This is a genomic window from Bizionia myxarmorum (genome assembly GCF_008086205.1).
GTDB classification, from domain to species: Bacteria; Bacteroidota; Bacteroidia; order Flavobacteriales; family Flavobacteriaceae; genus Algorimicrobium; species Algorimicrobium myxarmorum.
In genome coordinates this window covers 703,604-717,112 of sequence record NZ_VSKK01000001.1, presented here as the reverse complement: position 1 = coordinate 717,112, position 13,509 = coordinate 703,604, and the positions used below count along the sequence as shown (strand labels likewise).

Genomic DNA, 13,509 nt, shown 5'->3' with positions numbered 1-13,509 from the left:
TTCATGTGAGTTTAAATCAACTCATACAAAAATGTAGTAATCATGATACTCAAGCACAAAGCGAATTATATCAGCTCTTTTCGAGTAAATTATTTTCGGTTTGTTTAAAGTATTCTAGAAATTACGTCGAAGCGGAAGATAATCTGCAGGACACATTTATGACTATTTTTAAAAAAATAGGTCAGTTTAATAATAAAGGTTCTTTTGAGGGTTGGTTAAAGAGAATTGCCATTAATACAGCGTTGCAGTGTTACAGAGGACAAGGCGTTTTTGAAATTATAAATGAAGATTTCATTGAAGATGAAGCCATAGAAATTGATGATGAAGATATATCACTTGAATTTCTATTGAAAATTATTCAAGAACTACCGGACAGATATAGATTGGTATTTAACATGTATGTTATGGATGGCTATTCTCATAAAGAAATAGCCGAAATGTTAAGTATTTCTGATGGTACATCAAAATCGAATTTGGCAAGAGCACGAAAAATATTAAAAGATAAAATTGAAGCATATAAAGCGAGTTTTAACGCGCAGTCATTATAATGAGTAGTAAAAAACACATCGATAGAATTTTTCAAGAATCCTTTAAGGACTTTGAGGCGAAGCCCAATCCTGAATTGTGGTCGAAAATTCAAAAGCAGATGGCATTGGAAACAGAAACTCCTAAAGCGGGTTTTCCAGTTTGGATGCGTTTGGCTAGCATTGCCGCTGGTTTGGCATTGTTAATAACGATAGGTTCAATTGTTTTTACAGGTTCTGATAATTCAATTTCACCGGAAGAGCGAACTGTAGATACCCAAACACGATCGGGTTCAGGCCTTTTAAATCCTGATAGTTTGGAGAATTATTATGACGACAACGCAAATAAAATCAGTTTAGAAACCAATGATTCAACTCTGAATAAATCGGATGCCGATAAGTTATCAAATTTAGAAAACGAAGCGGTTGCTAATACGGAAAATGTAAACAGTGAAAGTTCAAACACTAATAAAGATGCCGAAAATAATGCAGCGGTTATCTCAAATAAATCAGTTGTAAACGCCAATAATACTAATAAGGTTGCTAGTCAGAAAACAAACTACGTTTCTGGTAAATCCAATTCTGAAAATAGAAAAGCAGTTGGAAATAAGAAAAAAAATAATGCCTATACTATTTCCACAGAAAAAGTAGCGGTAAAAACATCAGAAGGTTTAGGAAATACAGATTCAGAAAACAAAACGGTAGTTGCTGTAAATAAAAATGCAGTGTCAACTTCCAAAACAATGGAAACAGGAGCTGTTGCTAATAAATCTAAATCAGAAATAAGCGATTCTGAAAAGACTCTACAAAATAACGATAATACGGTAGCTTTAACTATCAACAGCGAGAAGGAGAATTCAAAAACGGCATCTGACATGCAGCGTGCCGTTTCTACTTCGGAAGAAAAACAATTAAGTTCAACAAAAGAACAAGATGCTATTGCAAAAAATGCAGCATCAAAAAACAATAATAAAAACGATACGCAACAAAACAACGATAATAAGGTAGCTTCAACTAACAACAAAAATAACAAGGACGCGAATACGACAAACACGGATAATCAGCAAGTCGTTTCAAATTCGGAAAACAATTTGTTGAAAGAAAAAAGCTCGCAAGATGCCATTGCTTGGAATGCTAAGTCAAGCAATATACCTCAAAATGAAAAAGAAAAAGAGGGAAACTTGATGGTTGGTGATTCGCTTAAAAGTGAATCACCTTCAATTGAGGAAGCTATTGCGGAAGCCGAAAAGACCATTGAAAAGGAAGAAGATGAAAAACTAGTAAATAGGTGGCAAGTCCAAGCGATAATTGCGCCTGTTTACTACAATTCGTTGGGAAAAGGCTCACACCTTGATGAAGAGTTTGTAAGCAATTCTAAAAGTGGCGAAACCAATACCAGTTATGGTGTGAATGTGAGTTATGCTATTAATAAAAAATTAGCTATTCGGTCTGGTGTCAATTCTTTGAAGTTAAGTTATGATACAGATAATGTTATTTTATACAATTCACCAACTACCACCAATCCTGAAAACCCAAATCCACTTCGAAACATAGATCTAGCGCCAGGAAGTCAAACATTAAGCGCCTTTAGTGGTGATAATTTAGGCTTTCAGCAAATAAATAATAAACTGTATAATGCCGCTATCAGTCAGCGTTTAAGTTATTATGAAGTGCCTGTAGAATTAGAATATAAAATAGTAAATAGCCGTTTTGGCTTGAATGTTATAGGCGGGATGAGTACCTTCTTTTTAAATGATAATGCCGTGTATTCGGAATTTGAAGAGTACAAAACTTATATAGGTGAAGCAAATAATGTAAATGGTGTGAGTTTCAGTACTAATTTAGGAATTGGTATGAATTATAAGTTTACAGATAAATTCCTATTTAATTTAGAGCCTACGTTTAAGTACCAGTTAAATGGTTTTGACAATACCTCCGGAAACTTTAAACCTTATATTATAGGGGTTTACACCGGTTTTAGTTATAAGTTTTAATTGTTAGTTGGTTTGATTAATGATGTTTTTACTAATTTAAAAAGATCATTATGAACATGAAAGCTATTCTGTGCCAAGAGTAGCTTTTTTGGTTTCAGAAGTTTTCAGAGCCTGTAAAATTAAGTCCCGCGTTTCTTTATTAAGGGCTTTGGTATCTGAAACTTGAAGGCCTTCTGTAGAAATAAAATTAAAACCTATAGCCCGCATTCTGCCTGGACTTCCACTGAAAAATGTAAATGGGAATCGTTTTTTATTATCTAAAAATACAACGGGCACTATTGGAATTTGATGATTAATGGCTAACCTAAAAGCACCATCTTTAAAATCGTCTAAAATTATAGCTTCATCAGGCACACCGCCTTCAGGAAATATACAAATACTTAAACCTTGTTTTAAACGGCGTTGTGCTCTTAAAAAAACGGCTTTTCGGCTCTTTTCAGAGCTTCTATCTACTAAAATACAGGTTCGCTTGTAAAAGAATCCGAATAAGGGAATTTTACCCAATTCCTTTTTGCCAACAAATACAAAAGGATTTTTGGAAACCACTAACATCAGCATAATATCAGCCATGGATGTGTGATTGCCAATAAACATATAGCTGGCTTTTCGCTCTAATTTTTCGGCTAAAGTAATTTGGGTGTTGAAACCCATTCCAATTAAAATAACCCGCGCCCAAATGCGCGCCAATCTATAAAAATAAGGATACCAAGATTCTTTAAGAATAGATATAACTAGCAATGGCAACATAATAATTATAGGCACTGCAACGAGCACGTAGAACCAAATGCGATATAATATCCAGAAAGCATGTTTAATAATTGTCATGGAGGCCAAAACTACTTAAATAAATTGAGCTTTTGTACTAAAAAAATTACCTTTGGTGAATTACAATAAGTTTGAACTTAAAACGAGATTCCTGCTTTCGCAGGAAATTAATATGGCAAGAATACTTACAGGCATACAAAGCACAGGAACACCACATTTAGGAAATATTTTAGGCGCAATTTTACCGGCTGTAACCATGGCTAATAAACCAGAAAACGATTCGTTTCTATTTATTGCCAATTTACACACGCTGACACAAATTAAAGACGCGGAATTATTAAAGCACAATACCTATTCCACGGCGGCGACTTGGTTGGCTTTTGGATTAGATATTGAAAAAACGGTGTTTTATAGACAAAGTGATGTGCCACAAGTTACGGAATTGTCTTGGTATTTAAGCTGTTTTTTTCCCTACCAGCGCTTAACATTAGCGCATGGGTTTAAAGATAAAGCAGGCCGTTTAGAGGATGTAAATGCCGGACTGTTTACCTACCCAATGCTTATGGCTGCCGATATTTTGGCTTATGATGCCGAAATTATTCCGGTTGGAAAAGACCAATTACAACATATTGAAATGACCCGTGATGTAGCCGCACGATTTCATGCGCAAATGGGCGAAACCTTTGTATTACCACAAGGAAAAATTGCCGATAATGAGCTATTAATTCCTGGAACTGATGGTGAAAAAATGAGCAAAAGTCGTGGGAATTATATCAACATATTTTTAGATGATAAAAAACTTCGCAAACAAGTAATGTCTATTCAAACGGATAGTACGGCCATGGAAGATGCTAAAGATTGGGCTACTTGTAACTGTTTTGCTTTATTTAATTTATTAGCATCTGAAAGCGAAATAGAAACCATGAAAACCAATTACGAAGCAGGCAATTATGGATACGGTCATGCCAAGCAGGCCTTGTTTGAACTTATTGTAGACAAATTTGCTGAACCACGTGAACGTTATAACCACTATATGAATAATCTCCACGAAATCGATGCCGCCTTAAAAATTGGTGCTGAAAAAGCAGGAAAGGTTGCTGATACGGTTATTGCGCGGGTTCGTGGGAAGGTTGGGTATTAACTAATACTTGCTACTAAATATTAATTGCATGCCGTTTTGTTCGTAATAAAACATGATTTTCAGGGTGTAATCATTTTTGTTCCATAGCATGCAAAGCGGTTTATCTTTAAATTCAACTTCCTTGGTTGAGTAGTTTCGTTTGACTAAAGATTGATTAAAACTATCTGATTTACTTACGGTTTCAAGTTTATCTTTTACAATGCAATTATCAGGAGACCCATAATTAGAAATTATATTAGTATATTCAAAAGCCGTTATAATAAAAGGGAAATTAACAAAAATGGATTCTATCCTCTTATCATCTTTAAGGCATACCAAGATTTCATTGTATTTCATGCCAGCGAAATCTTGTTCAGAACATAATTTAAATGTTTTTGTAATTTTCTCGAATTCAGTAACCAATGGAGATAATGATTCAATTGGGTTTCCTAAATATGATTCGAGTTGTAAAGTCATAAATTTTTAGTTTTTTATATAATCTCAAATAATTTCCCGGGCAACGGTCTAATCACCCCTTTTAGTTCCATATTCAGTAGTAAACCAGCTACTTTATAAGTCGGCAATTTACAATCAATGGCAATACTATCTAATTCTTCTTTAGATTTTGTTTTTAGGTAATTATAAATAATCTGTTCGTCCGGTTCCAATTCTATAAATAATTGTTTTTGGATACTTGGTTTTTGTTTAGTTTCCAATTCCCAATTCAACATGTACGGAATATCCAATGGGTTAGATAATAAATGAGCTTTCTGAAATTTAATTAAATTATTACAACCCACACTTTGACTATCCGTTGTACGTCCTGGAACCGAAAACACATCCCGATTATAAGAGTTCGCAATATCAGCAGTCACTAAACTTCCACCCTTTTCAGCAGATTCAATAACTATGGTTGCTTCACTAACACCGGCAATTACCCGATTTCGTTTTAAAAAATTATTTCTATCAAACGGATCTGAACTCCAGAAATCGGTGAGGAATCCGCCGTTTTTTTCCACATCTACCATATACTTTTTATGCGTTTTTGGATAAATCTGATTTAAACCATGAGCTAAACAACCTATAGTTTGTAAACCGTGTTTTATTGCGGCTTTTTGAGCGGTAATATCTGTTCCATAAGCAAAACCCGATACAATAATGGGATTAAATGGCGCCAATTCTTCAATCAGCTTATTACAAAAATCGACACCCGATGTTGTAATATTTCGCGTTCCTACAATACTGATGATACGTTCGTTCTCTAAATTTATATTACCTGCTTGAAATAATAAAATTGGACTATCAATGCAATGTTTTAGACGCTGAGGATACTTTTCATCCATAAAATATATGCAGGTAATGTTATTTTCAGAAATAAACTGCATTTCAGCTTCTGCTGCTTTAAAATGTTCTTTATTATATAAATCGCGAATCACATTCGTGCCAATTCCATCAATTTGAAGTAAATGGTGTTTTTTCTCTTTAAAAATTGCTTCTACAGAACCGCAATGATTAATGAGTTTCTTGGCAGAAATATCTCCAATAAACGGCACATGCTGAAGCGCCAAAATATGTAATAAGCGATTATCGGTCATGGTACTGTTTTGATTTTGAGTATACAAGTAAAGAAATTTTCAGATGTTAATAAATTGTTAGCAAGATTTTTTGTTGGTATGCAAAAATTCCTAACTTTGTTTTTATGCAATTAGAACCTTACATAAGCGATTTACTCTACCGTTACGAATGTGTGACAGTGCCTGAATTTGGCTCGTTTTTAACACGTCGTGTGTCGGCAACGATACATGAAACAACACATGCCTTTTATCCACCAAAAAAGGTATTGTCTTTTAATGAGCAAATTCAAGAAAATGACGGCTTGTTAGCACGTTATATTGCTGATGTTGAGAAAATTCCTTACGAAGAGGCTTCTAAAAAAATTAAAAAACGCGTTAAATACTTAAAATCCTATTTAGTTGAAGGCGAAACCATTGCTTTTGAAAACATTGGTAGTTTGTCTTTAAATAATGAAGGTAATATGTTATTTGAACCGTCTTATAGTTATAACTATTTAACGGATGCCTTTGGTTTGTCACAATTCACGACGCCAGAAGTTACACGTGAAACGCATAAAAAAACGGTAGAAGCCATTGAGAAAGTTGTTCCTATTAGCGTTACGCCAGAAAGACGTCAATCTCTCGGCTATTTAAAATATGCAGCTGTTGGATTAATTGCTTTAACTATTGGTGGTTTTGCTGCTTCAAATTATTATGTGAATCAAATTGAAACGCATAATCAATTAGCGCAAGAAGAAGCCAATACGCAACTTGAAACTAAAATTCAAGAAGCAACCTTTGTTATTAATAATCCATTGCCTGCCGTAACGTTGAACGTTAAAAAACAGCATGGGAATTATCATATTATTGCTGGAGCTTTCCGTTTAGAGGAAAACAGCGATAAAAAAGTGGATCAACTGAAAGACTTGGGTTATTCTGCACGAAAAATCGGCACGAATAAATATGGTTTACATGAAGTGGTTTATGCCAGTTTTGAAAACCGCATAGACGCTCTTAACGCTTTAAGAGCCGTTAAAAAAGATCACAATAACGATGCTTGGTTATTGGTAAAGCAATTGGAAGAGTAGTTTTTGTTCTCATTTAGTTGTCGTTCTCGATACTTTCATTTTCGCTTTCGCTTAAATGAACACTCGAACTGACGTGGACTGCTAAACCAATTACAATAAAATTATCCGTCACTTCGAGTTTCACGACTTTTTTATTGTGATGTATCGAGAAGCCGCTAAAATAAAGACTGGAACTGACGTGATAGTTCAAATTAAATCCTGCGTCACTTCGAATGATTTCGAGGCACGAAAGATTGTATCGAGAAGTATCATTCCCCAAACCATAATTCCACTTTTTCATCTTACCTTTGCAGCGCATTTAAAAAATGGCAAGATGACACCAAAAACACCAGAGCAATCTAAAACCATAATGACTGACTTGGTACTGCCAAGTGAAACCAACCCGTTAAACAACTTATTTGGAGGTGAACTATTGGCGCGTATGGATCGTGCAGCTAGTATCGCTGCTAGACGTCATAGTCGTCGTATTGTAGTTACCGCTTCTGTAAACCATGTAGCTTTTAACCGTTCAATTCCTTTAGGAAGTGTTGTAACTGTTGAAGCTAAAGTGTCACGTGCGTTTAAAACCTCTATGGAAGTGTTTATTGATGTTTGGATTGAAGATCGTGAATCTGGTTTACGCGATAAAGCAAATGAAGCTATTTACACCTTTGTGGCTGTTGATGAAACAGGAAGACCTATTCAAGTTCCTGAAATTACACCAGAAACCAAATTAGAAAAAGAGCGTTTTGTAGCAGCTTTAAGACGTAAACAATTGAGTTTGGTTTTGGCTGGCAAAATGAAACCAAATGAAGCAACCGAATTGAAGGCGTTGTTTCAATAAGCCATTATAACTTATAATATTGATTATAAAAAAATAGCCTGAATGTTTCATTCAGGCTATTTTTTGTTTTTAACTTATAGATTAATCAACACTTTTAACTAGAATAGTGTCTTTTTTAATTTCTAGTTTATATGATTTAGTCAAGGGTATTCCGTTTGAATAATAACCAAATAATTCAGCTCGTACCGAATTTTCTGAATACACGTGAACACCAAATGAGCCATCCTGCTTCGGATTATATTCTTTAAAATCTAGAAACGTTTTGTAGATCTCTTGAGGCTTCAAATCAAATATTTTTACAGTATTAAAGCCGTTTGTAATAGTTAAGGAATCAATTTGGGTATTTGTATTATTTTGAATTTCGAAATCTACTCCATAACTACAGGATGTTATTAGGGCAAAAATGAAGAGAATAAAGAGGCTGTTTTTCATATTATGATTTGCGGCAATAAACATAGATTTATAAGGATTTAAAAAATGAATTTTAATTTTTGAAACGTGAAGAATCTAGGTTAAGATAATCAGATTTTAAGTTTCTTTTAATAATTTTCAAAAACCATTGTCTTTTATAGTAAATACTTTCTCCCAGTTATCATTTTTAAAAGAATACACATCTATAGGTAAATAGAATACGACGTTTGATTTATTAATCTTGTAGTTATAAATTAAAGCATACTTTTTATTAATTGTATAAATTGGTTTAGAAACATGCAGTCTATCTATATAAACTGAATCACATAAGACAACTTTTGGTAATTTTAAATTATGAGACCAATCACCAATACTGATTTGACTTCTGAAATTAGATATTTCTTTTTGTGACGTTAATAATTTAAGAATAGAATCATCAATTTTACTTGAATCTCTCAATGAAATCCTTTCCGTTCTTTCAACTAATTCTTTGTTTGAATTATTACTATCTAAAAATATGGTGTCGATTTTGTTCTCTTTTTTGTATTCAGTTAAATACGTTTTTAAAAGATTTTTTTCAAGTGAACTTTCTTGTGCATTACACGAAAACACTACTATAAAAAAGATTAGTAGGAAATTACTAATCTTAATATACTGCCTTTTATGCATTATTATTTTATAAACCATTTTGATTAAGACCAATTATAATTTATCGAAAATAAATAGATTCCTGCCTTCGCAGGAATTTTACATCCTATAAATCCATTCCGCTGGATTCACGGTTTTCGTTTCTTTAAAAATACTGAAGTTTAGTATGGTTTCACCATTTGCTGGATTGGTAAAAACTTCACCAATAGCTTGCTTGGTGCTTACTTTATCACCTTTGTTTACATATATTTTAGCCATGTTTGAATAGGCTGAAATATAGTTACCATGCTGAATTAAAACCGTTGGATTTCCGTTTTTAGATGAAATAATTCGTAAAACTTCACCATTAAAAATAGCACGAACTTGAGCATTTTTCTCTGTGGCAATTCGCACACCATTACTTTGAATGGTAACAGATTTCACTACCGGATGCGGTTGTTTTCCAAAACGGACTTTAACCACCCCTTTTTCTACAGGCCATAATAACTTTCCTTTATTGGAAACAAAATCTTTAGCCAAGGCAGCGGCTTCCGGCGTTAAGGCAAACCCACTAGATGCCGTGGTTGTTTTACCGGCTTTTTTATTGGATGCCGCAATAGCTTCACGAATAATTTTTTCAATTTCTTGATCAATTTTTTCTGCTTCGTTTTGCTTCTTCTGTATTTGAGAGGTATAATTACTTAAATTCTTATTGATAGACGCCATCATTTCCCGATGTTGCACCAGCTCCTTTTCTAGTTCGCGTTGTGCCACACGGTTTTCATCAATCAGCTTTTGCTTATCGCCTTTTTGCCTTACTAAATCCGTATTTGTTTCTTGGAGTTCGGTTGTTTTAGATTTAATAGATTCGCCTTGTTCCTTCTGATAATTCGCATATTGATTCAAATATTGAATCCGTTTATAGGCTTGTTTAAAATTGGTAGATGAAAGTAAAAACATCACGCGACTTTGCTCACTTTTACTCTTGTATGAAGTTTCAATCATCTTGGCGTAGCTAGCTTTTAGCGTTTCCAGTTCATCACGTAATTCAGTAATTTTATTTTGATTATCGTTTATTTCACGCGTTAATAAATTGGCTTGCTGATTGGTAACTTGAATCAAATTTTTACGCACATTTACCCGATAATTCATATCTTCTATCAAGGTTATTTGCGATTTCTGCTCGGTTTTACCCTTAAAAAGCAAATCGTTAATTTGCCTGATTTCAGTACGTAAAGCTTGTCTGCGCTCCTCTAATTCCTGTTGTTTTTTACTTTGAGAAAAGCCCAAAGCTGATATTAGCAGAAAGCCAAAAAGTAATAAATATGTTTGCGTTGGTTTTATCATGATTATTTTAAATCAATTGCATCAAATCCCGAAGGAATTTTAAACGGAAAACGTAAAGATTCATTCAAACTAATAGATTTTAACTCTATTTCAATAATCGTTTCGCTATCGGCTTCCAAAGCTATTATTTTTAATTGTTCTGGTAAACTTTGTTTCTCTATAATTTGATATTTTAAATAATCAACATGTAAGAATCTAGCTTCCGTTACTTGCTGTAATTGCTGTGAATTTAATTTGAAATGGGCCGGATTAATAATATAAAAAAGTTCAAAAAGCGGCAATTGTTCTTTAGGTTGAAACAAGTAAGCTTCTTCAAAAACGGTCATGTTGTAATGGTTTTTATCGATTTCGAAAATAGCATTTCCCAATAATAAATTCTGAACTTTAGTGTAATCTAATTCCGTACCTAGCAAATCACTTAAATAACTGAAATCACCATCAAAATAGGTATTGTCTAATTTGTTATAAAATTGAACTTTTTCTGGTGTAATCATGACACGAATTAAGTTTAAGGCAGAATTTATCCAAATAACCTTATCCTTTTCCATACGCAACGAAACCGTATGTGTTTGCGATTTCTCGCCTTCGCTATACACCACGCGTACTTTGGCCTGCAAGGTTTTAAAAACGGGTGTAAATTTATGATGTGCCTTTAATACCTCTTTTTTGGACAGCGTTAAATCCGCTTCGCCAGAGGTTAAAGTTGCTGTAGACTTACAGCCCATTACCATTAAAAGAACCATGGAAAGGAGCCAGGACATATTTATATTTCTATTCATCAATTCGAGGACTCAAGTTGTTGGGCTTTGTATAAAAACGTTTTAGCCTTAGTTGTATTGTTTAAATTTGTGTATGCTATGCTTAATTGTTTGTAAAAATCAGCTTGCATTTTAGTGTCGTCAATTATATAATCTAAACCAATTTCCAAAGTATCAACAGCATCTTTAGATTTATTAAGTTCATTTAAAGCCACGCCATTTAAGAGATAAAATATAGGTTGAGATGGATATCTATTCAATGCTGAAGCGCTCATAATTTGAGCTTTATCGTAATTTTTTAAGTCTATGTGTAGTAAAAGAATATTTCTAATGAGGCCAAAATTATCAGAATCCTTTTTTAAGGCATCTTCATAATAAGACAAGGCTTTATCCTTTTCGCCCTTTTTAAGGTAATACTGCGCAACTTCTAATGCCGATTTTCCCGTTTTATCATCTGTAACAAGGGTTGTAGCTTCTATTAAATCAGATTCATATTCGGGGTTTTTTGAAACAAAGTGAACAAAATCTGAAAGGACCATAATTTTAGCCGCCGGTTTAATTTGCGGACTTTCAATAACTAATTTCATCGATGCAATGGCTTGTTCGGCCTTGTTATCTTCTATATAAAATTTGTAAAGTGCTAAATGTACTAATTGTGAATTCGGCTTGATTTCCAATAATTTTTTAGCCGTTTCAAAAGCTTTATCTTTCTCGTTATTTTCACTGTAACGATAAATAAGTGCTAAATAATTGGTTTCCTGATCGGGATTGTCTTCCACACGTTCTTCCAAATTTTCTATTTGCTCTTTCTTCTGACCTGTAATGTCATAAATTTGATTTCGAATAAGATCTCGCGTCATGGAAATACCTAATTCAGTATCCATTTCATCTAAAACCTTTAAAGCATTTTTATAATCTTTGGTTTTAACATACAAGGTTGCCAAATCCTCCTTGTAATCGGGATGGTATTGCACCAACTGCTTTAAGACTTTAATGGCTTTAGGAAAATCGTCCTGCTGGGCATAAATGTCATACAATTCATCTAAATACCACTCATTTTCTGGCTCCATTTTAACGGCTTGTTTAAGCGCATCTTCAGCAGCACCGAAATTTTTAAGCTTATTATAGTTTTTACCTAATTCAAAATAGTAAACCGATTTGGATTTATCTAATTCTATGCACTTAAGAAGCGCTGCAGCCGCACGATCATAATTTTCAATACCCTTTTGTTTAAGAGCTTCAAAGAAATAATCTTGTTGCAAATCTTCAAAATCCCCTAAATCATCTTGATTGATTTTGTTATAATCTATTTGCGCATAGCTTGTCTGCGAAATAGTTAACATTCCGAAGAGCAATAGCACTAAATAGATTTTTTTTTTCATTTTCAAGATTAAATAGGCTGAATGAACGTATTTTACTTATTCTAAAACCGAATAATCTCCGATACTTACTTTGGTAAATTCACCATTATAAGTCACGTGATTGCCAATCATAGCCTCGTCTAAATTAGCATTTTTTATAGTGGTGTGGTTCTGAATTAAGCTATTTTTAACGGTTGATGATTCTATAATACAACCATCACCAATGGATACATTGGGACCTATTATAGCATCTTTAAGAACAACATTCTTGCCAATAAAACATGGTTGAATAATTTTAGAATTATCAATTTTCAAGTCGTCTGCAATAAGCTTCTCCCCATCTGCATCTAAAAATCCCAACATCCGCGCATTTGTTTCTACTGTTACGGCTTTATTTCCGCAATCCATCCACTCATCCACTTGACCCGTTTTAAAAACCTTACCAGCTGCCATCATGCGTTTAATACCATCGTTAATTTGGTATTCGCCGCCATTAACAATATTATGATCCAATACATGTTGCAAAGCCTCTTTTAAAACGCTCACTTCTTTAAAGTAGTATATACCAATAACGGCTAAATCACTAACAAAGAATTTTGGTTTTTCAACCAACTCTATAATTTCATTAGAGTCATTTAATTTTACTACACCAAAAGCTTCCGGTTTATCTACCTTTTTTACCCAAATAACAGAATCGGCTTCTTGATCTAGTTTGAAATCGGCACGAATTAAAGTATCCGCATAAGCAATAACAGTTGGACCCGATAAAGAATCTTTGGCGCACATTATAGCATGCCCAGTTCCTAAAGGTTCATCTTGGCGATAAATAGATGCTTTAGCACCTAAAGACTCGGCTAAAGCTTTTAAACTGCTTACTACATCATCACCAAACCAAGCAGCATCGCCTAGAACGAAAGCAATTTCTTCAACCGGTTGGTCTAGAACTTTAACAATGTCTTTAACCAAACGGTGAACGATGGGTTGACCCGCAACAGGAATTAATGGTTTTGGCACGGTTAAACTATGTGGACGAAGGCGAGAACCTCTTCCTGCCATTGGTACGATTATTTTCATTCCTCTCCCTAACCCTCTCCAAAAGAGAGGGAATTTTTGTTATAATTAAAAATATATTTTTATT

General features: G+C 33.9%; 14 protein-coding genes. 5 read left to right on the top strand and 9 right to left on the bottom strand.

Annotation, left to right across the window (positions count from 1 at the left end):
- The first annotated feature begins 5 nt into the window (after positions 1-5).
- Both ES674_RS03240 and ES674_RS03235 read left to right on the top strand, forming a co-directional pair.
- Positions 6-548: an RNA polymerase sigma factor gene (locus ES674_RS03240; RefSeq protein ID WP_148402543.1), complete on the top strand. Its 543-nt coding sequence runs from the start codon at positions 6-8 to the stop codon at positions 546-548.
- On the top strand, positions 548-2,518 hold the full coding sequence (locus ES674_RS03235; protein WP_148402542.1) for a hypothetical protein: 1,971 nt from the start codon (positions 548-550) through the stop codon (positions 2,516-2,518). The genes ES674_RS03240 and ES674_RS03235 overlap by 1 nt, the downstream gene beginning before the upstream one ends.
- Positions 2,519-2,581: 63 nt before the next feature.
- Here the strand turns inward: ES674_RS03235 and ES674_RS03230 are convergent, their stop codons facing one another.
- Positions 2,582-3,343, bottom strand: a complete 762-nt coding sequence (locus ES674_RS03230) for a lysophospholipid acyltransferase family protein (protein WP_148402541.1) — start codon at positions 3,341-3,343, stop codon at positions 2,582-2,584.
- Between the two features lie 112 nt (positions 3,344-3,455).
- Between ES674_RS03230 and trpS the strand changes: the two genes are divergently transcribed.
- Entirely contained in the window at positions 3,456-4,424 is a 969-nt protein-coding gene (gene trpS, locus ES674_RS03225; protein WP_148402540.1) for a tryptophan--tRNA ligase, read from the top strand.
- Here trpS and ES674_RS03220 read toward each other — a convergent pair whose 3' ends face one another.
- Both ES674_RS03220 and dprA read right to left on the bottom strand, forming a co-directional pair.
- Positions 4,425-4,880, bottom strand: coding sequence for a hypothetical protein (locus tag ES674_RS03220; RefSeq protein ID WP_148402539.1), 456 nt, complete (start codon positions 4,878-4,880; stop codon positions 4,425-4,427).
- 14 nt (positions 4,881-4,894) lie between these two features.
- Positions 4,895-5,998, bottom strand: a complete 1,104-nt coding sequence (gene dprA, locus ES674_RS03215) for a DNA-processing protein DprA (protein ID WP_148403624.1) — start codon at positions 5,996-5,998, stop codon at positions 4,895-4,897.
- 104 nt (positions 5,999-6,102) lie between these two features.
- Between dprA and ES674_RS03210 the strand changes: the two genes are divergently transcribed.
- Together ES674_RS03210 and ES674_RS03205 are read left to right on the top strand one after the other, a co-directional pair.
- Positions 6,103-7,044: an HU domain-containing protein gene (locus tag ES674_RS03210; RefSeq protein WP_148402538.1), complete on the top strand. Its 942-nt coding sequence runs from the start codon at positions 6,103-6,105 to the stop codon at positions 7,042-7,044.
- Between the two features lie 313 nt (positions 7,045-7,357).
- Positions 7,358-7,867: an acyl-CoA thioesterase gene (locus ES674_RS03205; RefSeq protein ID WP_148402537.1), complete on the top strand. Its 510-nt coding sequence runs from the start codon at positions 7,358-7,360 to the stop codon at positions 7,865-7,867.
- Between the two features lie 81 nt (positions 7,868-7,948).
- Here ES674_RS03205 and ES674_RS03200 read toward each other — a convergent pair whose 3' ends face one another.
- The 6 genes from ES674_RS03200 to ES674_RS03175 form a co-directional block, all read right to left on the bottom strand.
- Positions 7,949-8,299: a hypothetical protein gene (locus ES674_RS03200; protein ID WP_148402536.1), complete on the bottom strand. Its 351-nt coding sequence runs from the start codon at positions 8,297-8,299 to the stop codon at positions 7,949-7,951.
- 117 nt (positions 8,300-8,416) lie between these two features.
- The gene (locus ES674_RS03195; RefSeq protein ID WP_148402535.1) at positions 8,417-8,947 is read right to left on the bottom strand and encodes a hypothetical protein; all 531 of its coding nucleotides are present in this window, start codon (positions 8,945-8,947) and stop codon (positions 8,417-8,419) included.
- Positions 8,948-9,025: 78 nt separating this feature from the next.
- Complete coding sequence (locus ES674_RS03190; protein ID WP_148402534.1) at positions 9,026-10,252, bottom strand: murein hydrolase activator EnvC family protein; 1,227 nt, start codon at positions 10,250-10,252, stop codon at positions 9,026-9,028.
- A 2-nt stretch (positions 10,253-10,254) separates the two neighbouring features.
- Positions 10,255-11,013 carry a DUF4292 domain-containing protein gene (locus ES674_RS03185; protein WP_246125962.1) on the bottom strand — a complete coding sequence of 253 codons (759 nt, stop codon included), beginning with the start codon at positions 11,011-11,013 and terminating at the stop codon, positions 10,255-10,257.
- Between the two features lie 17 nt (positions 11,014-11,030).
- The gene (locus ES674_RS03180) at positions 11,031-12,392 is read right to left on the bottom strand and encodes a tetratricopeptide repeat protein (RefSeq protein ID WP_148402533.1); all 1,362 of its coding nucleotides are present in this window, start codon (positions 12,390-12,392) and stop codon (positions 11,031-11,033) included.
- Between the two features lie 36 nt (positions 12,393-12,428).
- On the bottom strand, positions 12,429-13,445 hold the full coding sequence (locus ES674_RS03175) for a sugar phosphate nucleotidyltransferase (RefSeq protein ID WP_148402532.1): 1,017 nt from the start codon (positions 13,443-13,445) through the stop codon (positions 12,429-12,431).
- Positions 13,446-13,509: the final 64 nt, after the last annotated feature.

Bases quoted from the DNA above. Each gene is read 5' to 3' on its own strand.
- ES674_RS03175 (WP_148402532.1), bottom strand. From the start codon at position 13,445: ATGAAAATAATCGTACCAATGGCAGGAAGAGGTTCTCGCCTTCGTCCA.
- trpS (WP_148402540.1), top strand. From the start codon at position 3,456: ATGGCAAGAATACTTACAGGCATACAAAGCACAGGAACACCACATTTA.
- ES674_RS03235 (WP_148402542.1), top strand. From the start codon at position 548: ATGAGTAGTAAAAAACACATCGATAGAATTTTTCAAGAATCCTTTAAG.
- ES674_RS03205 (WP_148402537.1), top strand. From the start codon at position 7,358: ATGACACCAAAAACACCAGAGCAATCTAAAACCATAATGACTGACTTG.
- ES674_RS03220 (WP_148402539.1), bottom strand. From the start codon at position 4,880: ATGACTTTACAACTCGAATCATATTTAGGAAACCCAATTGAATCATTA.
- dprA (WP_148403624.1), bottom strand. From the start codon at position 5,998: ATGACCGATAATCGCTTATTACATATTTTGGCGCTTCAGCATGTGCCG.
- ES674_RS03195 (WP_148402535.1), bottom strand. From the start codon at position 8,947: ATGCATAAAAGGCAGTATATTAAGATTAGTAATTTCCTACTAATCTTT.
- ES674_RS03230 (WP_148402541.1), bottom strand. From the start codon at position 3,343: ATGACAATTATTAAACATGCTTTCTGGATATTATATCGCATTTGGTTC.
- ES674_RS03185 (WP_246125962.1), bottom strand. From the start codon at position 11,013: ATGTCCTGGCTCCTTTCCATGGTTCTTTTAATGGTAATGGGCTGTAAG.
- ES674_RS03200 (WP_148402536.1), bottom strand. From the start codon at position 8,299: ATGAAAAACAGCCTCTTTATTCTCTTCATTTTTGCCCTAATAACATCC.
- ES674_RS03180 (WP_148402533.1), bottom strand. From the start codon at position 12,392: ATGAAAAAAAAAATCTATTTAGTGCTATTGCTCTTCGGAATGTTAACT.
- ES674_RS03190 (WP_148402534.1), bottom strand. From the start codon at position 10,252: ATGATAAAACCAACGCAAACATATTTATTACTTTTTGGCTTTCTGCTA.
- ES674_RS03210 (WP_148402538.1), top strand. From the start codon at position 6,103: ATGCAATTAGAACCTTACATAAGCGATTTACTCTACCGTTACGAATGT.